Annotated in this window: 39 protein-coding genes and 1 tRNA gene; 1 reads left to right on the top strand and 39 read right to left on the bottom strand. The window is 37.8% G+C overall.

Annotated elements, in window-relative coordinates:
• Window positions 1-21 precede the first annotated feature (21 nt).
• The 33 genes from radA to rpsJ all read right to left on the bottom strand — a co-directional run bounded on the left by radA (window position 22) and on the right by rpsJ (window position 18,475).
• Window positions 22-1,383, bottom strand: coding sequence for a DNA repair protein RadA (gene radA, locus LDP15_RS10375; RefSeq protein ID WP_225513493.1), 1,362 nt, complete (start codon window positions 1,381-1,383; stop codon window positions 22-24).
• A 161-nt stretch (window positions 1,384-1,544) separates the two neighbouring features.
• Complete coding sequence (locus LDP15_RS10370) at window positions 1,545-1,772, bottom strand: heavy-metal-associated domain-containing protein (protein ID WP_015427150.1); 228 nt, start codon at window positions 1,770-1,772, stop codon at window positions 1,545-1,547.
• 557 nt (window positions 1,773-2,329) lie between these two features.
• Window positions 2,330-2,402 (bottom strand) — tRNA-Thr (locus tag LDP15_RS10365).
• A 185-nt stretch (window positions 2,403-2,587) separates the two neighbouring features.
• On the bottom strand, window positions 2,588-2,968 hold the full coding sequence (rplQ, locus tag LDP15_RS10360) for a 50S ribosomal protein L17 (RefSeq protein WP_003130558.1): 381 nt from the start codon (window positions 2,966-2,968) through the stop codon (window positions 2,588-2,590).
• Between the two features lie 18 nt (window positions 2,969-2,986).
• The gene (locus tag LDP15_RS10355) at window positions 2,987-3,925 is read right to left on the bottom strand and encodes a DNA-directed RNA polymerase subunit alpha (protein ID WP_003130557.1); all 939 of its coding nucleotides are present in this window, start codon (window positions 3,923-3,925) and stop codon (window positions 2,987-2,989) included.
• Window positions 3,926-3,972: 47 nt separating this feature from the next.
• Window positions 3,973-4,356: a 30S ribosomal protein S11 gene (gene rpsK / locus LDP15_RS10350; protein WP_010906297.1), complete on the bottom strand. Its 384-nt coding sequence runs from the start codon at window positions 4,354-4,356 to the stop codon at window positions 3,973-3,975.
• A gap of 20 nt (window positions 4,357-4,376) precedes the next feature.
• Window positions 4,377-4,742 (bottom strand): 30S ribosomal protein S13, encoded by a 366-nt coding sequence (gene rpsM / locus LDP15_RS10345; protein WP_003130555.1) that lies wholly within the window; start codon window positions 4,740-4,742, stop codon window positions 4,377-4,379.
• A 17-nt stretch (window positions 4,743-4,759) separates the two neighbouring features.
• A complete protein-coding gene (rpmJ, locus tag LDP15_RS10340; protein ID WP_001808836.1) occupies window positions 4,760-4,876 on the bottom strand; it encodes a 50S ribosomal protein L36 in 117 nt (38 codons plus the stop codon).
• Window positions 4,877-4,929: 53 nt separating this feature from the next.
• Window positions 4,930-5,148 (bottom strand): translation initiation factor IF-1, encoded by a 219-nt coding sequence (gene infA / locus LDP15_RS10335; protein WP_003130554.1) that lies wholly within the window; start codon window positions 5,146-5,148, stop codon window positions 4,930-4,932.
• A 296-nt stretch (window positions 5,149-5,444) separates the two neighbouring features.
• Window positions 5,445-6,092 carry an adenylate kinase gene (locus LDP15_RS10330; RefSeq protein WP_010906298.1) on the bottom strand — a complete coding sequence of 216 codons (648 nt, stop codon included), beginning with the start codon at window positions 6,090-6,092 and terminating at the stop codon, window positions 5,445-5,447.
• A 139-nt stretch (window positions 6,093-6,231) separates the two neighbouring features.
• Window positions 6,232-7,551 (bottom strand): preprotein translocase subunit SecY, encoded by a 1,320-nt coding sequence (gene secY / locus LDP15_RS10325; protein WP_003129919.1) that lies wholly within the window; start codon window positions 7,549-7,551, stop codon window positions 6,232-6,234.
• A 77-nt stretch (window positions 7,552-7,628) separates the two neighbouring features.
• Window positions 7,629-8,072 (bottom strand): 50S ribosomal protein L15, encoded by a 444-nt coding sequence (gene rplO, locus LDP15_RS10320; RefSeq protein ID WP_003129920.1) that lies wholly within the window; start codon window positions 8,070-8,072, stop codon window positions 7,629-7,631.
• 274 nt (window positions 8,073-8,346) lie between these two features.
• Window positions 8,347-8,526: a 50S ribosomal protein L30 gene (gene rpmD, locus LDP15_RS10315; RefSeq protein ID WP_003129921.1), complete on the bottom strand. Its 180-nt coding sequence runs from the start codon at window positions 8,524-8,526 to the stop codon at window positions 8,347-8,349.
• Window positions 8,527-8,536: 10 nt separating this feature from the next.
• Window positions 8,537-9,043: a 30S ribosomal protein S5 gene (gene rpsE, locus LDP15_RS10310; RefSeq protein ID WP_003129922.1), complete on the bottom strand. Its 507-nt coding sequence runs from the start codon at window positions 9,041-9,043 to the stop codon at window positions 8,537-8,539.
• A gap of 18 nt (window positions 9,044-9,061) precedes the next feature.
• A complete protein-coding gene (gene rplR, locus LDP15_RS10305) occupies window positions 9,062-9,409 on the bottom strand; it encodes a 50S ribosomal protein L18 (protein ID WP_003129924.1) in 348 nt (115 codons plus the stop codon).
• A gap of 215 nt (window positions 9,410-9,624) precedes the next feature.
• On the bottom strand, window positions 9,625-10,161 hold the full coding sequence (gene rplF, locus LDP15_RS10300; RefSeq protein ID WP_003129925.1) for a 50S ribosomal protein L6: 537 nt from the start codon (window positions 10,159-10,161) through the stop codon (window positions 9,625-9,627).
• A gap of 217 nt (window positions 10,162-10,378) precedes the next feature.
• Window positions 10,379-10,777 carry a 30S ribosomal protein S8 gene (gene rpsH / locus LDP15_RS10295; protein ID WP_003129932.1) on the bottom strand — a complete coding sequence of 133 codons (399 nt, stop codon included), beginning with the start codon at window positions 10,775-10,777 and terminating at the stop codon, window positions 10,379-10,381.
• Window positions 10,778-10,985: 208 nt separating this feature from the next.
• Window positions 10,986-11,609, bottom strand: coding sequence for a DUF6287 domain-containing protein (locus LDP15_RS10290; RefSeq protein WP_012898609.1), 624 nt, complete (start codon window positions 11,607-11,609; stop codon window positions 10,986-10,988).
• 154 nt (window positions 11,610-11,763) lie between these two features.
• Window positions 11,764-11,949, bottom strand: a complete 186-nt coding sequence (locus tag LDP15_RS10285) for a type Z 30S ribosomal protein S14 (protein WP_003129946.1) — start codon at window positions 11,947-11,949, stop codon at window positions 11,764-11,766.
• Window positions 11,950-11,967: 18 nt separating this feature from the next.
• A complete protein-coding gene (gene rplE / locus LDP15_RS10280; RefSeq protein ID WP_003129948.1) occupies window positions 11,968-12,510 on the bottom strand; it encodes a 50S ribosomal protein L5 in 543 nt (180 codons plus the stop codon).
• A gap of 19 nt (window positions 12,511-12,529) precedes the next feature.
• Window positions 12,530-12,835, bottom strand: a complete 306-nt coding sequence (gene rplX, locus LDP15_RS10275; RefSeq protein ID WP_003129951.1) for a 50S ribosomal protein L24 — start codon at window positions 12,833-12,835, stop codon at window positions 12,530-12,532.
• Between the two features lie 133 nt (window positions 12,836-12,968).
• Complete coding sequence (rplN, locus tag LDP15_RS10270; protein ID WP_003129953.1) at window positions 12,969-13,337, bottom strand: 50S ribosomal protein L14; 369 nt, start codon at window positions 13,335-13,337, stop codon at window positions 12,969-12,971.
• 22 nt (window positions 13,338-13,359) lie between these two features.
• Window positions 13,360-13,620: a 30S ribosomal protein S17 gene (gene rpsQ / locus LDP15_RS10265; protein ID WP_003129955.1), complete on the bottom strand. Its 261-nt coding sequence runs from the start codon at window positions 13,618-13,620 to the stop codon at window positions 13,360-13,362.
• Between the two features lie 20 nt (window positions 13,621-13,640).
• A complete protein-coding gene (rpmC, locus tag LDP15_RS10260) occupies window positions 13,641-13,850 on the bottom strand; it encodes a 50S ribosomal protein L29 (protein WP_003129957.1) in 210 nt (69 codons plus the stop codon).
• Window positions 13,850-14,263, bottom strand: a complete 414-nt coding sequence (rplP, locus tag LDP15_RS10255) for a 50S ribosomal protein L16 (RefSeq protein WP_003129958.1) — start codon at window positions 14,261-14,263, stop codon at window positions 13,850-13,852. The genes rpmC and rplP overlap by 1 nt, the downstream gene beginning before the upstream one ends.
• Before the next feature lie 3 nt (window positions 14,264-14,266).
• Entirely contained in the window at window positions 14,267-14,920 is a 654-nt protein-coding gene (rpsC, locus tag LDP15_RS10250; RefSeq protein ID WP_003129960.1) for a 30S ribosomal protein S3, read from the bottom strand.
• A 12-nt stretch (window positions 14,921-14,932) separates the two neighbouring features.
• Window positions 14,933-15,280 carry a 50S ribosomal protein L22 gene (rplV, locus tag LDP15_RS10245; RefSeq protein WP_010906302.1) on the bottom strand — a complete coding sequence of 116 codons (348 nt, stop codon included), beginning with the start codon at window positions 15,278-15,280 and terminating at the stop codon, window positions 14,933-14,935.
• A 15-nt stretch (window positions 15,281-15,295) separates the two neighbouring features.
• Window positions 15,296-15,574 (bottom strand): 30S ribosomal protein S19, encoded by a 279-nt coding sequence (gene rpsS, locus LDP15_RS10240; RefSeq protein WP_003129963.1) that lies wholly within the window; start codon window positions 15,572-15,574, stop codon window positions 15,296-15,298.
• Between the two features lie 159 nt (window positions 15,575-15,733).
• On the bottom strand, window positions 15,734-16,564 hold the full coding sequence (rplB, locus tag LDP15_RS10235; protein WP_003129965.1) for a 50S ribosomal protein L2: 831 nt from the start codon (window positions 16,562-16,564) through the stop codon (window positions 15,734-15,736).
• Window positions 16,565-16,579: 15 nt separating this feature from the next.
• Window positions 16,580-16,873 carry a 50S ribosomal protein L23 gene (locus LDP15_RS10230; RefSeq protein WP_003129966.1) on the bottom strand — a complete coding sequence of 98 codons (294 nt, stop codon included), beginning with the start codon at window positions 16,871-16,873 and terminating at the stop codon, window positions 16,580-16,582.
• Window positions 16,873-17,499 carry a 50S ribosomal protein L4 gene (gene rplD / locus LDP15_RS10225; protein WP_003129968.1) on the bottom strand — a complete coding sequence of 209 codons (627 nt, stop codon included), beginning with the start codon at window positions 17,497-17,499 and terminating at the stop codon, window positions 16,873-16,875. The genes LDP15_RS10230 and rplD overlap by 1 nt, the downstream gene beginning before the upstream one ends.
• A gap of 25 nt (window positions 17,500-17,524) precedes the next feature.
• Window positions 17,525-18,148 carry a 50S ribosomal protein L3 gene (gene rplC / locus LDP15_RS10220; protein ID WP_003129970.1) on the bottom strand — a complete coding sequence of 208 codons (624 nt, stop codon included), beginning with the start codon at window positions 18,146-18,148 and terminating at the stop codon, window positions 17,525-17,527.
• 18 nt (window positions 18,149-18,166) lie between these two features.
• On the bottom strand, window positions 18,167-18,475 hold the full coding sequence (gene rpsJ / locus LDP15_RS10215) for a 30S ribosomal protein S10 (protein ID WP_003129973.1): 309 nt from the start codon (window positions 18,473-18,475) through the stop codon (window positions 18,167-18,169).
• Between the two features lie 313 nt (window positions 18,476-18,788).
• Here rpsJ and mscL point away from each other — a divergent pair, with 313 nt between their 5' ends.
• Window positions 18,789-19,157 carry a large-conductance mechanosensitive channel protein MscL gene (mscL, locus tag LDP15_RS10210; RefSeq protein WP_010906303.1) on the top strand — a complete coding sequence of 123 codons (369 nt, stop codon included), beginning with the start codon at window positions 18,789-18,791 and terminating at the stop codon, window positions 19,155-19,157.
• Between the two features lie 39 nt (window positions 19,158-19,196).
• Here the strand turns inward: mscL and LDP15_RS10205 are convergent, their stop codons facing one another.
• From LDP15_RS10205 to LDP15_RS10180, 6 genes are all read right to left on the bottom strand, one after another.
• Entirely contained in the window at window positions 19,197-20,486 is a 1,290-nt protein-coding gene (locus tag LDP15_RS10205) for an MATE family efflux transporter (RefSeq protein ID WP_042230637.1), read from the bottom strand.
• Complete coding sequence (gene thrC, locus LDP15_RS10200) at window positions 20,483-21,973, bottom strand: threonine synthase (RefSeq protein WP_225513492.1); 1,491 nt, start codon at window positions 21,971-21,973, stop codon at window positions 20,483-20,485. The genes LDP15_RS10205 and thrC overlap by 4 nt, the downstream gene beginning before the upstream one ends.
• Before the next feature lie 101 nt (window positions 21,974-22,074).
• Window positions 22,075-22,632, bottom strand: coding sequence for a transcription termination/antitermination protein NusG (gene nusG, locus LDP15_RS10195; protein WP_003129977.1), 558 nt, complete (start codon window positions 22,630-22,632; stop codon window positions 22,075-22,077).
• A 198-nt stretch (window positions 22,633-22,830) separates the two neighbouring features.
• Entirely contained in the window at window positions 22,831-23,025 is a 195-nt protein-coding gene (gene secE, locus LDP15_RS10190; RefSeq protein WP_015427154.1) for a preprotein translocase subunit SecE, read from the bottom strand.
• A gap of 110 nt (window positions 23,026-23,135) precedes the next feature.
• Window positions 23,136-23,285 carry a 50S ribosomal protein L33 gene (gene rpmG, locus LDP15_RS10185; protein ID WP_010906305.1) on the bottom strand — a complete coding sequence of 50 codons (150 nt, stop codon included), beginning with the start codon at window positions 23,283-23,285 and terminating at the stop codon, window positions 23,136-23,138.
• Window positions 23,286-23,325: 40 nt separating this feature from the next.
• The gene (locus tag LDP15_RS10180) at window positions 23,326-25,143 is read right to left on the bottom strand and encodes an acyltransferase family protein (protein WP_015427155.1); all 1,818 of its coding nucleotides are present in this window, start codon (window positions 25,141-25,143) and stop codon (window positions 23,326-23,328) included.
• Between the last annotated feature and the right edge of the window lie 39 nt (window positions 25,144-25,182).

The following is a 25,182-nucleotide window of genomic DNA, read 5'->3' as shown; positions in this document are numbered from 1 at the left end:
TGAAATAGCCTTATTTTTATATTAGCCAAAGACTAGTTTTAAACATTCAGTTAAAGTTGTTACTCCAATCACTTGAATCTGTTCAGGAATATCAATCCCTACAATTGAATTTTTAGGAGCATATACTTTTTTAAACCCTAGTTTTGCAGCTTCATTTAATCTTTGTTCAATTCGGGTCACCCGACGAATTTCACCCGTTAAACCAATTTCACCAATAAAACATTCACGCGCATCTGTTGGAAGTTCTTTATAACTTGAAGCCACAGCAACCGCAACCGCGAGGTCAATGGCTGGCTCATCCAATTTTACTCCCCCTGAAGATTTGAGGTAGGCATCTTGATTTTGCATCAAGAGCCCTGTTCTCTTCTCAAGCACCGCCATAATTAAACTTACACGGTTAAAATCTAGGCCTGAGGTAGTCCTTTTAGCATTTCCAAACATTGTCGGTGTCGTCAGTGCTTGTATTTCAACTAATATGGGCCGTGTTCCCTCAAGTGCACAAACAATCGCAGATCCAGTCGAGCCCTCTAAGCGTTCTTCTAAAAAGACCTCTGAGGGATTAGTCACTTCGACCAAGCCATGACCCTGCATCTCAAAAATTCCAATTTCATTAGTTGAACCAAAACGGTTTTTTACAGCACGAAGAATTCTAAATGTATTATTTCGTTCTCCTTCAAAATACAGCACCGTATCAACCATGTGCTCCAACATCCTTGGCCCAGCCAGCTGACCTTCTTTAGTCACATGACCAACAATAAAGGTCGCAATATCATTCGTTTTAGCAATTTGCATCAATTCTCCAGTCACTTCACGAACTTGACTTACAGAGCCTTGAGTTGATTGAATTTCTGGTGTCATGATTGTTTGAATGGAATCAATAATTAAGAAGTTAGGTTTTAAGCGCTCAACTTCTGCACGAATCGACTGCATATTTGTTTCAGCATAGAGATAAAAGTCACGGTCAATATCTCCTAAACGCTCAGCTCTTAGTTTAATTTGTTGGGCTGATTCTTCACCACTCACATACAGCACACGACCTCTAGAAGCCAATTGAGTAGAAACCTGTAAAAGTAAAGTTGATTTACCTATCCCAGGGTCTCCCCCAATCAAAACTAATGAACCAGGAACAACACCCCCTCCTAATACACGATTAAATTCATCTAAGTCCGTTTCAATCCGAGGAGTATCAAATAATTCAACTTCATCTAGCTTCAATGGTTTTGAACGTTCGCCAGTCATTGAAACACGTTGATTTTTAACTTCTTGGACTTCAACTTCTTCAACAAAAGAAGACCATTCGCCACAGTTTGGACAACGTCCTAAGTATTTTGCAGACTTATAGCCACAATTTTGACAAATAAATGATGATTTTTTCTTCGCCATTTTCCCTCCACTTATTCATACGTAAAATTTATTAAAATGTAACAAAACAGCGGATAATCCGCTGTTTTATTTGATTAAGGATTTTATTCTTCTACCATTTTATCATATTTCAGAGTGTCTGACACGAATCTTAGATAAAAAATAGTTAGCACATCATAGCTTTAAATTTCCGTGACTTTACTCTTTTGGACAACATAGCCAAGCCCCTCAACTTTACTAACTAAGTCAGTAGCAGTTACCTGATTGTCATCAAATTCTGCCTTGACTTTTGAAGCGTTGAACAGCACCTTTGCCGTTTCTACTCCATTTGTTGTATTTAAAGCTCCTTCAATCTTAGCCATACATGATGGACAGCTCAATTCATCTAATTTCATTACTATTTTTGACATTTATACTTTCCTCCTGCAATTATGCATCAATATTTATAGTCTTATTATAAGTTTAAAAAGACTATAAAACATTGATTTACATCAAGAAAATATTATTATTTTTGTCCAAAATAGTTTTCATAAGCATTTAATTTCTTCTTAACATTCTGTAGAAATGGTTGGACAAGCCAGTAATATAAGGAAAATGGCTTGCAAAGTAAAAAAAGTCTGCCACTTTTTACCAATATTCAAATTTTGAAAGTACTTTTTGTCTTCCGAATATTGATTGTTCCATCAAAGTCAACGAAAATTGCTTTTCTCATTTTTTGTTCACAACTATTCTATGAAAAATTGACATCATCATGTGATTGAAAGTAAGATGAATATCCTCGGCAATTTGCATATCATTAATAGGTGCGTGCATATTATAATCATTCATTTTATTAGGAGCCGTTTTTGTAAACAAATGTATTTAACCGTGGACATTATTCGCTTTTTAAAGCTTTTAAAGTCAATAAAAAGTCTTATTTTATAAAATAAGACTTCTCATATTTAAATATATCTACTGTAAAAAAATATGCCATTGAACAGAATCGAACTGTCGACCTTCACCTTACCATGGTGCTGCTCTACCGACTGAGCTACAACGGCTAAAATAAATAAATTGAGTGGCCTGACTAGATTAGAAATTTAATCTAATCAGACAGAGCTAGACTATAAGCAAGGCTGATGCGAAAGAGAGTCAATCACAACTCAACACATGCACCCACAGAAACCCCCGCCAACATCATAACACTCAATTTAGTATTTTATTATTACTTCAAGATTTAATACAATTAAACCAATTCAATGATTGCCATAGGCGCAGCATCACCACGACGTGGTTCTACTTTAAGGATACGAGTGTAACCACCGTTACGTCCTTCGTAGCGTTTAGCAAGGTCGTTGAATAATTTTTGAAGGGCAGTTGGGAAAGTTTCAGTTTCTTCGTTGAAATCTTTAATTGCGATTTCATTACGTACGTAAGCAGCTGCTGCACGACGAGCTGAAAGGTCACCTTTTTTACCAAGCGTAATCATTTTTTCTACTGTACGACGAACTTCTTTAGCGCGAGCTTCAGTTGTAACGATAGTTTCGTTGATGATCAAATCTGTAGTCAAATCACGAAGCATAGCTTTACGTTGTGAAGATGTACGTCCGAGTTTACGATTGCTCATTTGTTTCCTCCTATATTATTATTTTCTTTTTTTAAGGGAAAGTCCCAATTCAGTCAATTTAACTTTGACTTCTTCTACTGATTTGTGACCGAGGTTTTTGACTTTAATCATGTCAGCTTCGCTCATTTCAACAATATCAGCAACAGTGTTAATACCTGCGCGTTTCAAACCATTGTAAGCACGAACTGAGAAGTCCATTTCTTCAATAATTTTATCGAGCACACGTTCTGTTTTAACTTCATCTTTAACAACAAGTGTTTCGGCTTCAGCTGCAACTTCTGAAAGATCAACGAACAAGTTCAAGTGGTCTGTCAAGATTTTAGCTGAGAGTGACAAAGCTTCGTCAGAAACGATAGTACCGTTTGTAGTAATTTCAAGTGTTAATTTATCGTAGCTAGAATCTCCACCTACACGGGCAGGTTCTACTTGATAATTTACTTTACTTACTGGTGTGTAAATTGAGTCTACAGCAATTGTGCCAATTGGCGCTCCATCGACTTTATTTTCGTCAGCCGGAACATAGCCGTATCCTTTTTTAACAGTCATTACAGCACGCATTGAGTGACCTTCAGCAATAGAGAACAAGTAATGGTCTTTGTTGACAATTTCAATGTCGCTATCAGTTAAGATATCACCAGCAGTAACATCCATAGGACCAGTTACGTCAAGTTCGATTTGTTTTTCAGACTCTACGTATGATTTGATGGCAATTCCTTTAACCGCAAGAACGATTTGGATGACATCTTCACGTACGCCAGGGATTGTTGCGAATTCGTGTTGAACACCTTCAATTTGAATTGAAGTCACAGCAGCACCAGGAAGTGATGACAAAAGGACGCGACGCAGAGAGTTACCTAAAGTTGTACCATAACCACGTTCAAGTGGTTCAACAACGAATTTACCGTAATTTTCTGATTCGTCAAATTTAGTAATTTTTGGTTTTTCAAACTCAATCATGTATGTTCTCCTCTAAGCGAAAAGTGATTAGTGACAAGAGCAACTAATTATACACGACGACGTTTTGGAGGACGTGCACCATTGTGAGGTACAGGAGTCACATCACTGATAGATGTTACATTAAGACCAGCTGCAGCGAGTGCGCGGATAGCTGATTCGCGACCTGAACCAGGACCTTTAACTGTAACAGATACAGTTTTCAAACCTTGCTCTTGAGCAGCTTTAGCAGCAGCTTCTGAAGCCATTTGAGCGGCGAAAGGTGTAGATTTTTTAGAACCTTTAAAACCAAGTGCACCAGCTGATGACCAAGCAAGGGCGTTACCATGAACGTCTGTGATCATAACGATTGTGTTGTTGAATGTTGATTGGATATGAACAATTCCAGATTCAATATTCTTTTTAACACGACGTTTACGTGTAATTTTTGCCATTTTAACTCCTTTCTATTTAATTATTTTTTCTTACCTGCGATTGATTTAGCAGGACCTTTACGTGTACGAGCGTTGTTCTTAGTGTTTTGTCCACGTGTAGGAAGTCCACGACGGTGACGCATACCACGGTAAGAACCAATTTCCATCAAACGTTTGATGTTAAGTGACACTTCACGACGAAGGTCTCCTTCGAGTTTCAAGCCATCGAGTTCACGACGGATTGCATCTTCTTGATCTGATGTCAAATCTTTTGTACGGATATCTTCTGAGACACCTGCAGCTGCAAGTACTTTTTTAGATGTTTGAAGTCCAACACCGAATACGTATGTTAATGAAATAACAATGCGTTTTTCGTTTGGAATATCAACTCCAGCAAAACGAGCCATATTTTTCTATTTCCTTTCTATCCCTGACGTTGTTTGTGTTTTGGATTGGCAGGGCAAATTACCATTACACGACCGTTACGACGAATAACTTTACAGTATTCGCAGATTGGTTTAACTGATGGTCTTACTTTCATTGTGTCTTCCTTTCTATGGTTACTGTGCATCATGCACTCAATGAATGTCCGGATTACTTAAATCGGTAAGTAATTCGTCCGCGTGTCAAATCGTATGGTGAGAGTTCAACTTGAACCTTGTCTCCAGGCAAGATACGGATATAATTCTTTCGAATTTTTCCTGAAATCGTCGCCAAGACTTGGTGACCATTTTCGAGTTCAACCGTGAACATCGCATTCGGCATGGTGTCAACGACTTTGCCGTCTACTTCAATTACATCATCTTTTGCCAAGCAAAAGTACCTCCTTAGAAATTTCCCGAAAGATATATACTATATATATCTAAAAAGTCGGACTTATGTATTTTAGCATTTTTCAGCAACAAATGCAAGTCTTTCTTTTAGAAAAGCCTTTATTTTTCTAGCTTGAGTACATGTTTAATTTATTACTCGCTTTCAAAGCTATTCATGGCAATGTTTTCGGGTGTTTCATTTTTATAATTTTACTGACAGAGAGCTTGTCAGTAAAATTTTGTATTCTAATCTTGCTATTTTACTAAAAAAACCTCTGACAGAGGTTTTTATTTTTATTATCCTAAAACTTTTTTAATATCTTCTGTTACTTGGCTAATTTCTTGTTCACCTTCAATGTTTTTAACAAGTCCAAGTTCAGTATAGTGTTCAATAATTGGAGCTGATTCTTTAATATTGACATCCAAACGATTTTTAACTGTTTCTGGAACATCATCCGCACGTTGATAAAGGTCATGACTACCACAAACGTCACAAACGCCTTCAACTTTAGTTGGATTGAAGATTTTATGATAAGTTGCACCACAGTTACGGCAGATGTAACGACCACTTAAACGGTCAACCAAAATATCTGGGTTAACAACGATATTTACAACGGCATCAAGTTTAATTCCAAGTTCTTCAAGCATTGTATCAAGTGCATGAGCTTGGTCAATCGTACGTGGATATCCATCAAGCAAGAAGCCTGAAGCTTTGATATCATCTTGTGCTAAACGTTCTTTAACAATTCCGTTCGTTACTTCATCAGGTACGAGTTCACCTTTATCGATGAAAGATTTAGCAAGTTTACCCATTTCAGTTTCGTTTTTCATTGCGGCACGGAACATGTCACCTGTTGAAATGTGATTTACTCCATAATTTTTAACGATGAACTCAGCTTGAGTTCCTTTACCAGCTCCTGGAAGTCCCATGATTAATAAATTCATTTTGTTTTCTCCTGATTTTAATTTATAAATTACTGACAGAACTGTCAGTAAATTGCAGATGTTCTCTGTGATTTTACCTACACTATTTTAGCGTATTTTTGCTAAAAAATAAAGAAAAACCTTGTCTAATGACAAGATTTTATTTTGTTTCAAGTGGATTATCCATAAATCCTGCATATTTACGTTTGAGTAAATATCCTTCAAGTTGTTTCACTGCTTGTATAGCAACTTGAATCAAGATTAAGAGTGATGTTCCTCCAAGAGCGACAATTTTTGGAAGTCCCCAAACGTTTTGGGCGGCAATTGGAATGATTGAAATCAAACCAAGGAAGAGCGCACCTACCGTTGCAAGACGCATTAAGAGACGTGATACATACTTTTCGGTTCCTTTACCCGGACGAACAGATGGAATGTAAGAACCTTGTTTTTGAAGGTTTTCAGCCATCTTTTCAGGATTGACCTGAACGAATGAGTAGAAGAATGTAAAGAGCACAATCAATAATGCGTAGAAGAGCATTCCTGTCCAAGTCGTATATGACAAGGCGTCTTGTAAAGTTGACAACCAACCTACATTACTTCCTTGCGAACGTTGCAAGAATTGCAAAATCGTAGCTGGAGCAGTTGTAATTGAACCAGCAAAGATAACTGGGATAACCCCAGCTGGATTGACACGAAGTGGCAAATAAGAACTTGTTGGTGCACCTTGAGTCAATTTAGTATATTGAATAGGTACTTTACGTTCTGCTTGTTGAACAAAAGTTGTTACATAAATAATGATAATTGCTGACAATACTAGACCAATGACAAATAACCAAGACATTGGAATTTCTGAAGGTCGAACGTTTAAGAATTTTTCATCATAAACAGATTTGACCGCCGATGGGATACTAGATACAATCCCAGCAAAGATAATTACTGAAACACCTGAACCAAATCCTTTTTCATTAATTTGTTCACCCATCCAAGTGACAACCATTGAACCAGTGGTCAAAATTGCACCAATCATCAAATAGCTTTGCCAATTTGGATTTTGCACAATATTTAACGAGCTCATAGCTTGGAAACCAGCAGTAATCCCGATAGATTGTGCCATAGCAAGCACTAAGGTAATGTAACGTGTCGCTTGATTCAGTTTACGACGTCCAATTTCCCCTTGTTTTGACCACTCAACAAATTTTGGTAAAATGTCCATTTGCAACAATTGAACAATGATTGAAGCAGTAATATAAGGCGAAACCCCCATTGCAAAAAGTGAATAGTTTTGCATTGCATTACCAGAAACCAAGTTCATCATGTTCAAGAAAGGAAGATTACTTACTTCTGTCAAGTTTTGAACGTTGACGCCAGGTACCGTAATATGAGCACCTAAGCGGAAAACAAAAAGGATGAAAATCGTAAAGAGAATTCTTGCTCGGACGTCCTTGACCTTAAAGGCTTCCTTAAGCGTCTTAAAAAACATAAAATCTCCTTAAAGCGTTTTAATTGTAAATAGACAATAAGCGGTTGAAAATTCAACCGCCAATTGTAGTGTAAAAATTAAGCTTCTTCTACAGAACCACCAGCAGCTTCGATTGCAGCTTTAGCAGCAGCAGATACTTTAGCAACTTTAACTGTAAGTTTTTTAGCTGTCAATTCACCGTTAGCAAGAACTTTAACACCTGATTTAACGTCCTTGATGATTTTAGCAGCTACGAGGGTTTCAGCTGAAACAGTTGCTCCATCTTCAAGACGGTTCAAAGTTTCAAGGTTGACAATAGCGTATTCTTTACGGTTAACATTCAAGAAACCACGTTTTGGCATGCGACGGAACAATTCTGTTTGTCCACCTTCAAAACCAGGACGTACTCCACCACCTGAACGAGATTTTTGACCTTTTTGTCCACGTCCAGATGTTTTACCGTTACCTGATGATGTACCACGACCTACGCGGTTACGTACTTTACGACTGCCTTCAGCAGCTTTCAATGAATGAAGTTCCATTTTTTTCTCCTTATTTTGTACCTTGCTGTCGCCTATTTTCCATGTAAGGAACGTGAAAAACAAACTCGCCGATACGTTAATATATTTATTTGCCTGATATCAGACTTCTATTATTTTACTATTTTTCGATTGGAATTACAAGCCATTTCGTCGTTTGCAAATATATTTTATTATTCTAAAAAATAGCAAATAATCTTTTTTTAAGTACTCTAGATTTCTGTCAGTAAAAAAACAATCCTGTCAGTAAAGACAGAATTGTTTTTTTTAATATTAATTATGCTTCTTCAACTTTTACCAAGTGAGAAATAGAGTTTACCATACCAAGAATAGCAGGTGAACCTTCTTTTACTACTGAGCTGTTGAGTTTACCAAGACCGAGTGCTTTAACAGTTTTGCGTTGAGCAGGGATACGGCCGATTGGTGAGTTTACCAATGTAATTTTAATTTGAGCCATTTTTTCCTCCTTAGGCGAAATCTGATACAGATTTACCGCGTAATGCAGCAACTTCTTCAGCACGTTTCAATTGATTCAATCCATCAACAGTTGCACGAACAACGTTGATTGGTGTGTTTGAACCAAGTGATTTTGATGTTACGTCAGCAACACCAGCGAGTTCGAGGACGGCACGAACGGCACCACCTGCGGCAACTCCAGCACCTTCTACAGCTGGTTTAAGGAGGATTTTACCACCACCGAAGACACCAAGTGCTTCGTGAGGAAGTGTAGTACCTACCATAGGAACTGTAATAAGGTTTTTCTTAGCTGCTTCGATTGCTTTACGGATAGCTTCAGGAACTTCTTGAGCTTTACCAGTACCGAAACCTACGCGACCGTTACGGTCACCAACAACAACAAGTGCTGCAAAGCGAAGACGACGTCCACCTTTAACAACTTTAGTAACGCGGTTAATTGAAACTACGCGTTCTTCAAATTCGCTTTGTTCGCGATCATTTCTTCTGTTTTCTGCCATGTTTAATTACCCCTTTCCTTAGAATTTCAATCCAGCTTCACGAGCTGCTGTAGCGAGTGCTGCAACACGTCCGTGATAGAGGTAACCACCGCGGTCGAAGACAACTTCTTCAACGCCTTTAGCTTTTGCAGCTTCAGCAACGAGTTTACCAACTTCTGCGGCTTGTTCAGTTTTAGTACCAGTCAATTTAAGTGATGAAGCTGATGCAAGTGTTGTACCAGTTACGTCATCAATGACTTGTGCATAAATGTTTGTGTTTGAACGGAAAACGTTCAAACGTGGAGTTTCAGATGTTCCTGAAATTTTACCGCGTACACGTGTGTGACGTTTTTGGCGGAGTTTGTTTTTATCTGGTTTAGAAATCACAATTCTACCTCTATATTATTTTAAATTTCGATAGTTTTTGCCATCGATTTTCTTACTGACAGAATTACTAGAATGCTGTCAGCAAGCGGGGAGTTTTTGTCTGTCTAACAAAGTTAGCATTGACAAAATACTGGCAATTTGACAAGTCAAACCACCAATTACGGATAACATTTTTTGCTAAATAAATGTTCAAGTGAACATTATTTTGACAAAAATTATTTACCAGTTTTACCTTCTTTACGACGAACGTATTCACCAACGTAACGGATCCCTTTACCTTTATAAGGTTCTGGAGAACGACGGCTACGGATGTAAGCTGCTGTTTGACCAACGGCTTCTTTGCTGATACCTTCAACAACGATAGAAGTTGGAGTTGCAACAACAAATTTGATGTTTTCTGGTGCTTCAACTTCGTCTTGGTGAGATTTACCAACTGACAATACAAGTTTAGTTCCTTGTAATTGTGCACGGTACCCAACCCCGATCATTTCAAGTGCTTTAGAGAAACCAGTTGAAACACCTTCTACCATGTTAGCAAGAAGGGCACGAGTAGTTCCGTGGAGCATTTTCATTTCTTTAGTGTCGTTTGGACGTTTTACAGTGATTTCGTTTTCAGCGATATCAAGTGTGATGTTTTCGTTGAATGAACGAACGAGTTCACCTTTAGGTCCTTTGACAGTGACAGTTGCACCGTTTACTTCTACAGATACGCCTGCAGGGATAACGATGACTTTGTTACCAATACGTGACATTTTTTTCTCCTGTTAAATTATCAGATTTAATTCAATCTGTTTTCACGGGTTTTAAATCAAAATTTGATTTAAAAGAACTTTTATTTTACTGACAGCCATAAAATTATTTCTGTCAGTAATTTTGACTTACGAAAAATTCGCTCGTCAGTTTAATATCATCAAAAAGTCGACATTAAACATTTAGATCAACTCCATCAATGAAGTCTCTCCGAACTAATTACCAGATGTAGGCAATTACTTCACCACCAACATTTGTTTCACGAGCAACTTTATCAGTTACTACACCAGTAGATGTTGAGATGATTGCTGTACCAAGTCCGTTAAGAACTTTAGGAACATCATCAGATTTCACGTAAACACGAAGACCTGGTTTTGAAATACGTTTCAAGTTAGTGATAACTTTTTCACCGTTTTTACCGTATTTAAGGAAAACGCGGATTACGCCTTGTTTGTTATCTTCAACGTATTCAACGTCTTTCACGTAACCTTCAGCTTTGAGGATTTCAGCGATTTGACGTTTGATTTTTGATGCAGGTGCTTCAACAACATCGAATTTACGCATGTTACCATTACGAATACGAGTCAAGAAATCTGCGATTGGGTCAGTCATTACCATAGTGTAATTTCTCCTTATTTGTAGTTTGGGCTTGTTCAAATCCCACTTTCAAATTAATGAGGTCTTTTTCATAAAAAGACCGAACTTAATTAGTATAGCAGAAGTTCCGCACCATGTCAACACTTTTCTTTACAATGTTTTCGGGTGTGTCATGATTTTTCTATAAAAAAATACTGACAGAATTTCTGTCAGCAACTTTCATCCTGGCTTACGAATTCGGACTTGTTGTATCATTACTTATCTTGTAAAAAAATGACGTTGGGTTAGTATCAAATATTTCCATACCCTCATCATTTGAAGTTATTGCAAATCTATCTTTTGTCCTATCTGTTTTATCCGTTTGTGAAGAGTTTGCAAAAGTTGGCGAGCTGTTAGCCGCAGCAAACATGAACCCCATGTATTTCCCAAGATTCACAGCACCGGCCATAATAATCCCATTCTTTGATTGTGGTCCAGATATAACTCTTTGATATTCTGAACTAAAAATGATGGTACCATTTTTCAGAACAGCTTTACCACCTCCGTCAGTAGTTTGCCATGTTCCGTTTAAAGAAGAATAGTCACCTGCAAGAATTTGTGAACTATTAGCAGCCTCATACTGACTAGTTGAACTTGGACTTATGTCCGAACTTGAACTCGTACTTATACTTGAAGATTGTGAACTACTGCTTGGGAGACTTTCCTTATTTTTTATACTTTGTGACGAACTAGTATGCTCAGCTTTTTCACTTTCTTTACTTCCGCTACCGCAAGCTGTTAAAGTCGCTAAAGCTCCTAAAAAAATTACAGAAACTGTTGCATACCTTTTAATTTTAACAAATATCTTTTCCATAAATTTCTCCTATTCTTTAGCTATTATAGCAAATTATTACATTTATTTCACTATTTTTGAAAACGCTCCCATATCATAGAATTCTAAGATACAAAAAAAATTACTGACAGAAATTCTGTCAGTAATTTTTATTCGTTACACGATAATTAACAAATTACCATGAAGCTTTTTTAACGCCTGGCAATTGACCTTTGTAAGCCAATTCGCGAAGACAGATACGGCAAAGTTTAAATTTGCGGTAAACTGAATGTGGACGTCCGCAACGTTCGCAACGAGTATAAGCTTGTGTTGAGAATTTTGCAGGGCGTTGGTTTTTAACAACCATAGATTTCTTAGCCATTTATGTATTCTCCCTATCTTATTTAGCGAACGGCATGCCGAGTTTAGCAAGCAATTCACGTGATTCTTCGTCAGTGTTAGCAGTTGTTACGATAACAATATCCATACCACGAACTTTATCAACATCATCATAGTTGATTTCTGGGAAAATCAATTGTTCTTTCACACCAAGTGTGTAGTTACCGCGACCGTCAAACGCTTTGTTTGAAACACCGTGGAAGTCACGTACACGTGGGAGTGAAACAGTAACCAATTTGTCCAAGAATTCGAACATACGTTCGCCACGAAGAGTTACTTTCGCACCGATTGGCATACCTTCACGAAGACGGAAAGCAGCAACTGATTTTTTAGCTTTAGTAATCAATGGTTTTTGACCAGAGATCAAAGCCAATTCAGCAACAGCTTTATCAAGGTTTTTAGAGTTGTTTACAGCATCTCCAACACCCATGTTGATAACGATTTTATCAACTTTTGGTACAGCCATGATTGAAGTGTAGTTGAATTGTTCAGTCAACGCTGGTACTACTTCGTTAGTATATTTTTCTTTCAAACGATTAGTCATATTATTTCTCCTTTCCGCCTTAGTCTAAAATTTCGCCAGATTTTTTGTTGAAACGAACTTTTTTATCGTCAACAACTTTGTAACCTACACGACCAGCAACACCATTTTTGTCGAGCACTTGTACGTTAGAAACGTGGATAGGAGCTTCGATTTCAAGAATAGCACCACTTGGGTTTTCTGAGTTTGGTTTTTGGTGTTTCTTCATGATAGCAACACCTTCAACGACAACTTTATTTACTTTTGGCAAAGCTTTGATTACTTTACCAGTAGTACCGCGGTCTTTACCTGCGATAACTTTAACTGTATCACCAGTTTTTACAAACATGTTTAATTCCTTTCTTACGCCCGATGGGCACCCTAATATTTTGTTACTAGGGGACTATTCTGTTAATAATAACAGTAAAATATGATTCTGTCAAAAAATTTTTCCGACAAAACCATATCTCTATAATGCTTGATTAGAGTACTTCTGGAGCAAGTGAAACGATCTTCATGTAGCCACCTTCGCGGAGTTCGCGGGCAACTGGGCCAAAGATACGTGTTCCGCGAGGAGTTTTATCGTCACGGATGAGCACTGCTGCATTTTCATCAAATTTGATGTATGAACCGTCAGGACGTTTCGCACCAGATTTAGTACGAACGATGACTGCTTTCACAACTTCACCTTTTTTAACTGCTCCACCAGGGGCAGCTGATTTAACTGTAGCTACAACGATATCACCGATACCAGCGAACTTACGTGATGAACCACCGAGAACACGGATAGTCAAAAGTTCTTTAGCACCTGAGTTATCTGCAACTTTCAAACGAGATTCTGTTTGAATCATGCTATATTCCTCCTAGTTTTGCTTAGATAATAACTGCTTCTTCAACGATTTCTACAAGACGGAAATGTTTGTCTTTAGACAAAGGACGAGTTTCCATGATACGAACGATGTCGCCAGTTTTTGCAGAGTTGTTTTCGTCGTGAGCTTTATATTTTTTAGAATAGTTAATGCGTTTACCATAGACAGGGTGGTTACGCTTAGTTTCTACGACAACTGTGATAGTTTTATCCATTTTGTCTGAAACCACGCGGCCTTGATAAACTTTACGTTGTTTGCGTTCCATTTATAGTTTCTCCTGACCTATTATTTGTTCAATTCAGCTTGCACAGTTTTTACACGTGCAATAGTTTTCTTGACTTCATCAAGCTTAGCTGTGTTTTCGAGACGACCAGCAGCAGCTTGGAAACGAAGATCAAACAATTCTTTCTTCAATTCAGCTTCACGAGTTGTCAATTCTTCAACTGACAAAGCGCGCAAATCTTTAAGAAGTGATTTAGTTTCGCTCAATTTCATTACGCTTCACCTCGTTTCACAAATTTAGTTTTAACAGGAAGTTTGTGTGAAGCAAGACGCAACGCTTCGCGTGCAGTCGCTTCATCAACGCCGCCCAATTCAAACATGACAACGCCACGTTTAACTGGAGCAACCCAACCTTCAGGAGCACCTTTCCCTGAACCCATACGCACACCAATAGCTTTGGCTGTGTATGATTTGTGAGGGAAAATTTTAATCCAAACTTGACCGTTACGTTTCATGTAACGAGTCATAGCAATACGAGCTGCTTCGATTTGGCGGTTAGTAATCCAGTGAGATGTAGTCGCTTGAAGACCATATTCACCGAAAGAAATAGTATCGCCACCTTTAGCATAACCACGCATTTTACCGCGGAATTCACGACGGTGTTTTACACGTTTTGGTACTAACATGGATTATTTTTCTCCTTTCACAGATTTTTTAGTAGGGAGAACTTCACCACGGTAGATCCAAACTTTAACGCCGAGTTTACCATAAGTTGTGTCTGCTTCTTCCCAAGCATAGTCGATGTCCGCACGGAGTGTGTGGAGTGGAACTGTACCTTCTGAATATCCTTCAGCACGGGCAATATCAGCACCATTCAAACGACCAGAAACTTGAGTTTTGATCCCTTTTGCACCAGCGCGCATAGCACGTTGGATTGCTTGTTTTTGAGCACGACGGAAAGCAATACGTGCTTCAAGTTGTTTAGCAATTCCTTCACCAACAAGATGAGCGTCCAAATCAGGTTTTTTGATTTCAACGATGTTGATGTGAACTTGTTTACCAGTAAGTTTGTTGAGTTCTGCACGGAGTGCATCAACGTTAGCTCCTGATTTACCGATAACCATACCTGGTTTAGCAGTGTGCAAAGTTACGATAACTTTGTTAATTGCACGTTCAGTTTCAATCAATGATACTGAAGCATCAGCAAGTTTAGTTTGGATAAGTTGACGAATTGCCAAGTCTTCGTGAAGGTAATCCGCATATTCTTTTTCAGCATACCATTTGGCATCCCAATCGCGAATAACGCCAACACGCATTCCTATTGGATGTACTTTTTGACCCACGTTTTTACCTCCTTATTCTTTCTCAGCTACAACTACAGTGATGTGAGCTGTGCGTTTGTTAATTGGTGAAGCTGAACCTTTGGCACGTGGACGGAAACGTTTCATTGTTGGACCTTCATTAATAAATGTTTCGCTTACTACCAAGTTAGCTTTTTCAAGACCAAAGTTATTTTCTGCATTAGCGATAGCACTATTAAGTACGTTTTCAACTTCTACAGCAGCTTTAGTCGGTGTAAATTTCAAGATTGCAATTGCATCTGCAACACGTTTCCCGCGGATAAGATCGATAACAAGACGAGTCTTACGAGGTGAAACGCGAACTGTTTTTGCAGTTGCTTTAGCTGAAGTAATTTCTGCCATTTTTTTCTCCTCCTATTAGCGACGTGTTTTCTTGTCGTCAGCAGCGTGACCACGATAAGTACGAGTTGGTGCGAATTCACCAAGTTTGTGTCCAACCATATCTTCTTGAACGTAAACTGGTACGTGTTTGCGACCATCGTAAACAGCAATTGTAAGTCCTACAAAGTTCGGAAAGATTGTAGAACGGCGTGACCAAGTTTTGATCACAGATTTTCTTTCGGCGTTGACTTGAGCTTCAACTTTTTTCATCAAATGCTCATCGACGAAAGGTCCTTTTTTAAGACTACGACCCATTTTGCGAGTTTCTCCTTTAAATATTTGTACCACTACCGCTACTAAGGCGGAGTTGGCGGAATTTATAGATGCACTTTCGACATCTCATTAAATTTGACAATAAGTTTTATCAAATTTAACAAGACGCCGAGAAGGCTCTTGTGAAAATAAAGCGACTTATTAGTCGTTGATACGACGAACGATAAGTTTGCTTGATTTTGCTTTCTTGTTGCGAGTCTTGAGACCAAGAGCTGGTTTACCCCATGGAGTCATTGGAGACTTGCGACCAACTGGTTGACGACCTTCACCACCACCGTGTGGGTGATCGTTAGGGTTCATTACAGAACCACGTACTGTTGGGCGGATACCCATGTGACGTGTACGTCCTGCTTTACCAAGGTTGATTAAGCTTTGTTGTTCATTACCTACAACACCGATTGTAGCACGGCAAGTTGAAAGGATCATACGAACTTCGCCTGATTGAAGACGAACGAGTGTATATTTACCTTCTGAACCGAGTACTTGAGCTGAAGCACCAGCTGAACGAACCAATTGTCCGCCTTTACCAGGTTTCAATTCAATGTTGTGGATCAATGTACCAACTGGAATGTTAGCAAGTGGCAATGCGTTACCAACTTTGATGTCGGCTTCAGGGCCAGATACAACTGTCATTCCAACTTCAAGGCCTTTAGGAGCCAAGATGTATGATTTAACACCGTTAGAGTAAACGATCAATGCGATGTTTGCAGTACGGTTTGGATCGTATTCAATTGTAGCAACTTTAGCAACAACGTTGTCAGTTGTACGTTTGAAGTCGATTACACGATATTTACGTTTGTGACCACCACCGTGGTGACGAACTGTGATACGACCAGTGTTATTACGACCAGCTGTTTTGCTCATGCTTACAAGCAAGCTCTTTTCAGGAGTACTTGTAGTGATTTCAGCGAAGTCGCTACCAGTCATGTTACGGCGACCGTTTGTGGTAGGTTTGTAAACTTTAATTCCCACGATTTTCCTCCTCTATTATTCTGCGTCTTCGCCGAAGATTTCGATTGTTTTAGAATCTTCAGTCAAAGTAACGATAGCTTTTTTGTAGCCTGATTTAGTACCAGTGTATTTACCAACTCGTTTAGATTTTGGTTTAACGCTGATAGTATTTACTGAGGCAACTTTTACACCAAAGACAGCTTCAACAGCTTGTTTGATGAGAAGTTTATGCGCACGTGAATCTACTTCGAAAGTATATTTCTTTTGATCCATTGCAGCCATAGAAGCTTCAGTAATGATAGGTTTACGGATGATATCATAAAGTGACATTATGCAAGAACCTCCTCAATTTGTGTCAATGCTGATTGAACCACAAGGAGTTTGTCAGCAGAAACGATGTCAAGTACAGATGCTGAATTAGCAGTTGTAACTTTCACGTTTGCAAGATTACGTGCAGAGAGTTCTGCAAATTCGTTACCTTCGTTTGGAAGAACCACAAGAACTTTACGTTCGATTGAAAGTGCTGAGATTACTTTTGCAAATTCAGCAGTTTTTGGAGCTGTAAAGTCAAGTGTGTCAACAGCGATTAATTTACCATCAGCAACTTTTGTTGAGTAAACTGATTTAAGCGCCAATTGACGAACTTTTTGTGGAAGTTTGTAAGCGTAGCTACGTGGGTTTGGACCGAAGACAGTACCACCACCACGCCATTGTGGAGAGCGGGTAGAACCTTGACGAGCACGACCTGTACCTTTTTGACGCCATGGTTTTTTACCACCACCAGACACAGCAGAACGATTTTTGTGTGCGTGTGTTCCTTGGCGAAGGCTAGCGCGTTGTGAGATTACAACGTCGAATACGACTGATTCGTTTGGTTCGATACCAAATACTGAGTCGTTAAGTGTAACTTCACCAGCTTGTGAACCATCTTGTTTAAATAATGATACTTTTGCCATTATAGATTTCTATCTCCTTTCCTTCTTATTTAGCTTTGATTGCTGATTTAACAACAATCAATGATTTCTTAGCACCTGGGACATTACCTTTTACAAGGATAACGTTCTTTTCAGGAAGCACTTGTGCGATAACAAGGTTTTGTACAGTAACGCGTTTGTTACCCATACGTCCAGCAAGTTTTTTACCTTTTGGAACTTTGTTAGCTGCAACAGGACCCATTGAACCAGGACGACGGTGGTAACGTGAACCGTGGGCCATAGGACCACGTGATTGACCATGACGTTTGATTGGGCCTTGGAAACCTTTACCTTTAGAAGTTCCGGTAACATCAACAACATCTCCGGCTGCAAATGTATCAACAGTGATTTCTGCTCCTACTTCAGCGCCTTCGAGTCCTTTGAATTCACGAACGAAGCGCTTAGGAGTCGTATTAGCTTTAGCAGCATGACCTTTGGCAGGTTTGTTGGTCAAAACTTCACGAAGTGTATCGAAACCAACTTGAGTTGCTTCGTAACCATCTGTTTCAACAGATTTTACTTGAAGAACTGTGTTAGGAGTCGCTTCGATCACAGTAACAGGAATTAATTCACCGTTTTCTGTGAAGATTTGAGTCATTCCCACTTTTTTCCCTAAGATTCCTTTTGACATGAGAATTACCTTTCTTAATTAGAGTTTAATTTCGATGTTTACACCACTTGGCAAATCGAGTTTCATAAGTGAATCAACAGTTTTTTGTGTTGGTTCGATGATGTCGATCAAGCGTTTGTGTGTACGCATTTCGAATTGTTCGCGTGAGTCTTTGTATTTGTGAGTCGCGCGGATAACAGTGTAGACGCTACGGTCAGTTGGAAGTGGAATTGGACCACTTACTTCTGCGTTTGTACGTTTAGCAGTTTCTACGATTTTTTCTGCAGCTGCATCAAGGATACGATGTTCGTATGCTTTTAAGCGAATGCGAATTTTTTTAGTTGCCATTTTTTCTCCTCTCGTCTATTGTATTCAATAGGCTAGCTCCACGGGAAAACCGACACGTTAGGTATGGCAATACCTTCGGGTGTGTCGCAACCTCTCGTTTCGTCGCTACATACTGTTTTTAACAGCACTTGTCTATTCTATCAAAGGAGATGTGGCTTGTCAAGGACTTTTTAGACTTTTTTTCATTCTTTCTAAATCTTTTTTGGGGAATGAAGGAATTTACTAAAAATGACAAGAAAGCTTACTTTGTCATCTTTAAACTTTTTGATATAATTTGTTTAAAGGATTTATAATCTATTATATAGGAGGATTTATGTTAAAGGAATTTAAAAACTTTATTTTACGTGGGAACGTATTGGACTTAGCCGTTGGGGTTATCATCGGGGCAGCTTTTACTGCTTTAGTTAAATCTTTAGTTGATAACTTGATTAATCCGTTAATCGGAATGTTTGTTCAAAGTACTGCTCTTGCTCATTTGTCAGTAACTGTTGGAAAAACAAAATTCACTTACGGTGCTTTCTTAAATGATGTCATTAATTTCATCATTACAGCCTTTGTTATTTTCATTCTTATCAAATTCATCAACAAACTCTTCCCTAAAAAAGAAGAAACTGTCGAAGAACAAAAAAACGAAGAATTGGAAACTCTCCAAGAAATTCGCGATTTATTGAAAAAACAATAAAAAAATTACTGACAGAAAAGCTGTCAGTATTTTTTTATTTTAAATTTTGCTTGTGAGGCTTCGATTAAACTTGATTTTGAGAAAAATAAATCTAAAGAGATTATCAAGTAAAACTGCTAACCAAACTCCCTCTAGCCCTAATTTTAATCCTAAGGCTAAAAATGCTCCTAAAAGCAAGCGAATGCCAAACATCCCTAGCGTTGTGGCATAAAAAGGAAGTTTTGTGTTTCCTATTCCCTGAAAAGCTGCTGTATAAGTTGTTGCTCCTGTGACGAAAAAAGTCGCTAAAAATGAAAACAAAATAACAGTGGTACTTGCATTCATGGCAATTCTGTCGGTAGTGAAAAATTGATTTAGAATATTGGCTGTCAGTAAAAGGGCCAAACCAATCACAAACATCATAATCGTCGCTAACCAGTAGGTCTTTTTGATATAAGCTTTAACATTTTCAATACTATTTTCAGCTGCTGCTTGTGCTACCAAAATCACTGTTACGGTTGCCATTCCGAAAACGGGCATATAATTAAATTGTGTAATGCTTTCACCAATTGCATTTCCTGCAAATACACGTTCGCCTAATCTGACAATAATCATCATGATGAGCAAATCGCCCAAACGCATTGACAAACGCTCTCCAGTTGCTGGTAAACTTAATTTAATCAATTGATGGTCCAATTTTTCTTTATAAAATTGAAAATCGGGTCGCTTATCTTTTAACTTATAATAGAGGAAAAGCACCCCAATAAATCTAGCAATAACCGCTCCAAGTGCTGTTCCCAACACTCCTAAATGGAAAACAAAAATAAAGACAACTGACAGTATCAAATTTAGAAGACTGGCAAAAAAACTTGCCCACATCGGTGTCTTGGTATTTCCATCAGCCCGTAGAAAGGCTCCAAAAGTCGTCATTAAAGCCAAAAGGACAATCAAGCCACCTACTAAACTAAGATAAATAATGGAAAGCTCTAAAACCCGCTGACGAGCACCAAGTAAATAGAGAATAGGTCGTGCTCCCACAACTGAAACAATCCCCAAGGCGAGACCAATTAAAAAAGTCAGTTTGGTAGCAGAATTAATTAATCTTTTTGGATTTTCCTCTACCTTCTTTGCAATAAGCACTTTGGCAAATAAACTTGAAACAATTGTTCCCAAAGCGATAAAAATCGCCTGATAGACCGTGATGAGATTATTAGCCAAAGAAACAGCTGCTACGGCAGAAAGACTAAGGTGAGCGACAATCATTGTGTCACTCACCCCTACAAGCATTTGTAAGAAATTTTCAATAATCGCTGGAAATGCGAATTTTAATATTTCTCTATTTGTTTTCATTTTAAGCCAAGATATTTTTCTACTTCTTTTTGCATTTCAGCGGCTGGAATAACGGTATGATGTAGAACTTCTGCTTCTTCAAGTCCGATGACTGCTTTTGGTAATGGAATCCCACTCAATTTTTCAAGTGATTTAACAGCAGCAAAATCGTCTCTATTTACTGACAGCTTTGTTTTATCATCTTCAAGCCCCTCTAAAACAACTTTTGGAAACTTATAAGGACTTGCCGTGCTGACCACAACTGTTTTTTCTTTGGGTTGAATTTGATGATAGACATAATTTGCTACTGCTGTATGAGGGTCCAGAACATATTTTTCATTTTCAAAAGTTTCTTGAATTTCTTTTGAAATTTCATCTTCTGATGCCCAGTCGGCCACAAATCCCTGAAGTTTAGTAATCATTTCTTTAGAAATTTGATAATGCCCTTCTACTGATAAGGCTATCAGTAAATCTGAAGTTACTTTATCATTTTCGTCAGTTAATTCAAAAATTAAACGTTCAAGATTTGAAGAGACCAAAATATCCATTGAAGGTGAACTTGTCACATAAAACTCACGATTTTTATCATAAAGTCCTGTTTTGAAAAAGTCTGTCAGCACATTATTTTTATTTGAAGCGCAGATGAGCTGATGAACGGGCAAGCCCAATTTTTTAGCATAATAAGCCGCTAAGATATTTCCAAAATTCCCTGTTGGAACTGAAAAATTAATTTCTTCTCCGTCAGTAATTTGACCAGTTTTGACAAGTTGTGCGTAAGCATAAATATAATAAGCAACTTGTGGAATCAAACGTCCAATATTCATTGAATTTGCTGACGAAAATTGTTTATTATTTTTCAAAAGTTGATCATGTAAAACTTTGTTATTAAACATTTCTTTTACTGCTGTTTGAGCTTGGTCAAAGTTTCCATCAATTCCAACAACATGAACATTTTCCCCTTTTTGAGTCAGCATTTGTTGCTCTTGAATATGGCTGACACCACCTTTGGGATAAAAAACAATAATTTTTGTTTGGGGCACATCAGCAAAACCAGCCATTGCGGCTTTTCCTGTATCCCCAGAAGTTGCAGTCAAGATAACAATTTCATTAGTCACACCATTTTTCTTAGCCGCTTGGGTCATTAAATGAGGTAAGATAGAGAGTGCCATGTCTTTAAAAGCAATCGTTTCACCATGAAAAAGTTCAAGAATATAGTGATTCCCAAGTCTTTTAAGCGGTGCAATTTCCGGACTATCGAATTTTTCTCCGTATGCTTTTGTCACCATTGATTTAATTTCGTCAGCAGAAAAATCATCAAAAAATGCTTTCAAAACAAGTTCAGCAATTTCTTGATACGAAGCGTTTTTTAATTTTTCAAAGTCTAAATCAACTTTTGGAAAGTCAACGGGAACAAAAAGTCCACCATCTTCTGCCAAACCTTGTAAAATAGCTTGCGACGCTGTTTTTTTATTTGATTTATCACGTGTTGACTGATAAAAAGTTACCATGATATTTATTCCCCAATCACATTTTTTATAATTATAACAAATATTCTGTAAACTCGCAAAAAGCCACGAATTCTCGTGGCTTTTTTTATTATAATACTTAATTAAGCTTGAATATCTTCAATTTGGTGCATGTCCAATTCAACTGGAGTTGCACGACCAAACATATCAACAGTCAGAGTCAATTTGTCGCCATTGATTTCTGTGATTGGAGCTTCAAATCCTGAAAAGGCACCATCAACAATACGAACACGTTTTCCAACAAAAACATCAAAGTCAATTTCACGAACAACTTTGCCCATGCCAACCAAAATATCTTGAATTTCTTGTTCAAAAAGTGGTGTAGGTTTTGACCTATTCCCGTGTGAACCAACGAATCCAGTAACATTTGGTGTATTACGGACAATAAACCATGCTTCATCAGTCATATTCATTTCAACCAAAACATAACCTGGGAATAAGTTTTCTTCAACTTCTTTCATTTTGCCGTTAACTTCTGTACGAATTGTCTCAGTTGGAATTTCGACACGCAAAATTTTGTCAGCCATGTTATAAAGTTCAGCACGCTCAAGCAAATCTTCTTTAACTTTACGTTCATACCCTGCATAGGTTTGAATAACGAACCAACCTTGGTCAAAACTTACTAAATTATTATCTTCCATTTGAAATACCTCTGTATTTATTTTTTTTACTTAATCAGTTAAAATCCCAGCTAACAGAAATTCTGTCAGTAATTTGGGTACAAGAAAAAGGGCCAAGCCCTTATCAGATAATATTATTATATCATATTTATCTTGAATTAAAAGGACTTTTAATAAAATTAGAAAAGAAAAATCTGTCATAAATGACAGATTTATAGATTATTTAAGAAATGGTACCAAATGGTCAACACTAAATGTAATTCCATGTTGAGTTACCCAATCGAAAATTATGATGAACACCAAGAAGAAAGCTGTATATTCAATGACCATAAAAAAATCACGAACAGATTGTTTTCTGCTTGGCCAAGTGGTTAATTTCATTTCTTCAATAATGCTACCAATAAATTTAAACATAATCTTTTCCTATCACTGCCACAAATTTACTGACAGAGTCCATTTCTTATAAAAGTTTACTGACAGAATGCCAGTTCGACGTGTTTAAACCCTATTAAAGTAAATACGATTTAACGCGTTTCTTTGTGTAATGTGTGTTTGCCACAAGTACGACAAAACTTTTTAACTTCAACTCGTTTTTCTTTCGCAACTGACGAAAGATTGAGGGTATAATTTCGTGAACCACATATGGTGCACGCTAATCCAGCTTTTCTTAACATATTATCTCTTATTCTATCAAAAATTATTTAGAAGCGCAAACTATTTTTCCATATTGGTCAGACTATTAGCTACTAAAGCGGCGTATTTTTCGGCCCCTGTTCCTTTAGGATGAATATTATCACTGTAGAACCATGAACTTTGACCAGATGCTTTTTTATTCCAATCAATAATTTTCAAATTTTTATATTTCTTTGCCATTTTCGTCAGCAAATTATTATTAGGTTTTGCCCAAACACGGTCTGCGTGAACATTCAACCAATAAACAGGTTTATCTCCAGCAACTTTCATCGCTGCGTCAATTTCTGCTTCTTTAATTGTTCCGTTTGTTCCTAGACCAATTAAGTAAGCATCAGGATTAGGCATTTTTGATTTAGCATTCGTTAAGTCTGTCGCCAGTGACTCTGCTTGTCTTCCAACTGCTGCATCAATATACATATGTGGAAAAACTTCTTGAAGATTTGTAGAAGCAGCAACCATAACCGAATCTCCAAGGGCTAGAACATTCATTTGAGAAGCTTTTTCAGCAACTACAGGTTGAACCTTATACTTTTCTGCTACCGCCTTTAAGGACATCGGCACTTTGTTGTTTGCCTCAGCCAATTGTTTCTTTTGTAGTGCAACCTGTTGGGCCATTATTTTTTCTTCAATCACTCGTTGGTCATGGGGTGAAGGCGGTGAAAAAATAATGAAACCTAAACTTATCAGAGCAAGCCCTGAAATGAGCATCGGTAAAATATTCTTTTTAAGTTTCCAACCTTTTTCTCGAACAAAATTTTGAAGGATTCCTAAAATATTACTATAATCAAAGCGCTGCGTTGGCAGCTCAATCAAACGATATGAAAGTTCCGTCAGAATAAGAATGAGCGCCAATTGCCAAATTAAATTATACCAAGCGGTAGGAGCAAGTACCTTAGCTTCAGCGAAAGCAAAAACAGGAAGTTGCCACAAGTAAATTCCGTAAGAACGTGAACCAATATATTCAAAAACAGGATTTGAAAATAGCTTGTTAGTCGGAAGACTTGGATGTGCCACCAAAGCAACCATTATCACACTGGCCAAACTTGCTAGCCACATTCCGCCATAATAAGTAAATGTCCCTTGAGCAGGCATAAAGATATAAGCAAGCAGCAAAAGCAAAGATAATCCAATAGTCAACTGCCAAGCAATTTTAACCGCTCGTTTATTAACCTTATGTGAAAGTTTATTCAAAGGCCAAATGAAAGCAAGACTAGCCCCCATCATCAAGCTAAAGAAACGCGTATCCGTTCCATAATAAACCCGCGTTGGGTCTGCCCCAGGAACGAAAAGAATTGCCATCCAAATTGCCGAAATCAAGGCCAAAACATTCGCAATGACAAAAATCCGACCTCTTTTTTTAACAAATTTTAGCAAAACAATCAACAGCAAAGGCCAAAGGATGAAGAATTGCCCCTCGATTGATAAATAATAAATATGTTTGAAAGGTGAAGCACCCGCAATATCAGCAAAATATGAACTTCCTTGCGAAATTTGCCACCAGTTTTGAACCGAAAATACAGCAGAAAGGAAATTAGAACGTAATCCCGCCCACAAATTAGGTTGAAAAATGATGATATAAGGTGTCACAAGAAGAAAAATTGCAACTAGTAATGGATAGAGACGCTTTAATCTTCTTCCCCAAAACTTCCAAATATTAATCTTCTTATTTTTTTCATACTCGCGAAGGAGCGAATCCGTCACCAAATAGCCCGAGAGAACAAAGAATAAAACAACACCAAGAAAACCACCCTGAACATGGTTTGGCCAGAGGTGATATAGAATAACTGTTAAAACACCAATCGTCCGTAATCCATTAAAACCTGTGACGTAACGCTTCATTTTTCTTCTCGATTTCTATCTTTATTCTTTAAAATTTTC

Origin of the sequence: Lactococcus sp. SK2-659, assembly GCF_020218185.2 — a bacterium.
Lineage (GTDB): Bacteria > Bacillota > Bacilli > Lactobacillales > Streptococcaceae > Lactococcus > Lactococcus lactis.
The sequence above is the reverse complement of the archived record's forward strand: the minus strand, read 5'-3'. Positions and strand labels throughout refer to the sequence as shown.

Bases quoted from the DNA above. Each gene is read 5' to 3' on its own strand.
- radA (WP_225513493.1), bottom strand. From the start codon at position 1,383: ATGGCGAAGAAAAAATCATCATTTATTTGTCAAAATTGTGGCTATAAG.
- LDP15_RS10370 (WP_015427150.1), bottom strand. From the start codon at position 1,772: ATGTCAAAAATAGTAATGAAATTAGATGAATTGAGCTGTCCATCATGT.
- rplQ (WP_003130558.1), bottom strand. From the start codon at position 2,968: ATGAGCAATCGTAAACTCGGACGTACATCTTCACAACGTAAAGCTATG.
- LDP15_RS10355 (WP_003130557.1), bottom strand. From the start codon at position 3,925: ATGATTGAGTTTGAAAAACCAAAAATTACTAAATTTGACGAATCAGAA.
- rpsK (WP_010906297.1), bottom strand. From the start codon at position 4,356: ATGGCAAAAATTACACGTAAACGTCGTGTTAAAAAGAATATTGAATCT.
- rpsM (WP_003130555.1), bottom strand. From the start codon at position 4,742: ATGGCTCGTTTTGCTGGAGTTGATATTCCAAACGAAAAACGCATTGTT.
- rpmJ (WP_001808836.1), bottom strand. From the start codon at position 4,876: ATGAAAGTAAGACCATCAGTTAAACCAATCTGCGAATACTGTAAAGTT.
- LDP15_RS10330 (WP_010906298.1), bottom strand. From the start codon at position 6,092: ATGAATTTATTAATCATGGGACTTCCAGGAGCTGGTAAAGGAACTCAA.
- secY (WP_003129919.1), bottom strand. From the start codon at position 7,551: ATGTTTTTTAAGACGCTTAAGGAAGCCTTTAAGGTCAAGGACGTCCGA.
- rplO (WP_003129920.1), bottom strand. From the start codon at position 8,072: ATGGAACTTCATTCATTGAAAGCTGCTGAAGGCAGTCGTAAAGTACGT.
- rpmD (WP_003129921.1), bottom strand. From the start codon at position 8,526: ATGGCTCAAATTAAAATTACATTGGTAAACTCACCAATCGGCCGTATC.
- rpsE (WP_003129922.1), bottom strand. From the start codon at position 9,043: ATGGCAGAAAACAGAAGAAATGATCGCGAACAAAGCGAATTTGAAGAA.
- rplF (WP_003129925.1), bottom strand. From the start codon at position 10,161: ATGTCACGTATTGGTAACAAAGTCATCGTTATCCCTGCAGGCGTATCT.
- rpsH (WP_003129932.1), bottom strand. From the start codon at position 10,777: ATGGTAATGACTGACCCAATCGCAGATTTCTTGACTCGTATTCGTAAT.
- LDP15_RS10290 (WP_012898609.1), bottom strand. From the start codon at position 11,609: ATGGAAAAGATATTTGTTAAAATTAAAAGGTATGCAACAGTTTCTGTA.
- LDP15_RS10285 (WP_003129946.1), bottom strand. From the start codon at position 11,949: ATGGCTAAGAAATCTATGGTTGTTAAAAACCAACGCCCTGCAAAATTC.
- rplE (WP_003129948.1), bottom strand. From the start codon at position 12,510: ATGACTAATCGTTTGAAAGAAAAATATACTAACGAAGTAGTACCAGCG.
- rplX (WP_003129951.1), bottom strand. From the start codon at position 12,835: ATGTTTGTAAAAACTGGTGATACAGTTAAAGTTATCGCAGGTAAAGAC.
- rplN (WP_003129953.1), bottom strand. From the start codon at position 13,337: ATGATTCAAACAGAATCTCGTTTGAAAGTTGCAGATAACTCAGGTGCT.
- rpsQ (WP_003129955.1), bottom strand. From the start codon at position 13,620: ATGGAACGCAAACAACGTAAAGTTTATCAAGGCCGCGTGGTTTCAGAC.
- rpmC (WP_003129957.1), bottom strand. From the start codon at position 13,850: ATGAAATTGAGCGAAACTAAATCACTTCTTAAAGATTTGCGCGCTTTG.
- rplP (WP_003129958.1), bottom strand. From the start codon at position 14,263: ATGTTAGTACCAAAACGTGTAAAACACCGTCGTGAATTCCGCGGTAAA.
- rplV (WP_010906302.1), bottom strand. From the start codon at position 15,280: ATGGCAGAAATTACTTCAGCTAAAGCAACTGCAAAAACAGTTCGCGTT.
- rpsS (WP_003129963.1), bottom strand. From the start codon at position 15,574: ATGGGTCGTAGTCTTAAAAAAGGACCTTTCGTCGATGAGCATTTGATG.
- LDP15_RS10230 (WP_003129966.1), bottom strand. From the start codon at position 16,873: ATGTCACTTTATGATATCATCCGTAAACCTATCATTACTGAAGCTTCT.
- rplD (WP_003129968.1), bottom strand. From the start codon at position 17,499: ATGGCAAAAGTATCATTATTTAAACAAGATGGTTCACAAGCTGGTGAA.
- rplC (WP_003129970.1), bottom strand. From the start codon at position 18,148: ATGTCAAAAGGAATCTTAGGGAAAAAAGTGGGAATGACTCAAATCTTC.
- rpsJ (WP_003129973.1), bottom strand. From the start codon at position 18,475: ATGGCAACTAAAAAAATTCGCATTCGCTTAAAAGCATACGAACATCGT.
- mscL (WP_010906303.1), top strand. From the start codon at position 18,789: ATGTTAAAGGAATTTAAAAACTTTATTTTACGTGGGAACGTATTGGAC.
- LDP15_RS10205 (WP_042230637.1), bottom strand. From the start codon at position 20,486: ATGAAAACAAATAGAGAAATATTAAAATTCGCATTTCCAGCGATTATT.
- thrC (WP_225513492.1), bottom strand. From the start codon at position 21,973: ATGGTAACTTTTTATCAGTCAACACGTGATAAATCAAATAAAAAAACA.
- nusG (WP_003129977.1), bottom strand. From the start codon at position 22,632: ATGGAAGATAATAATTTAGTAAGTTTTGACCAAGGTTGGTTCGTTATT.
- secE (WP_015427154.1), bottom strand. From the start codon at position 23,025: ATGTTTAAATTTATTGGTAGCATTATTGAAGAAATGAAATTAACCACT.
- rpmG (WP_010906305.1), bottom strand. From the start codon at position 23,285: ATGTTAAGAAAAGCTGGATTAGCGTGCACCATATGTGGTTCACGAAAT.
- LDP15_RS10180 (WP_015427155.1), bottom strand. From the start codon at position 25,143: ATGAAGCGTTACGTCACAGGTTTTAATGGATTACGGACGATTGGTGTT.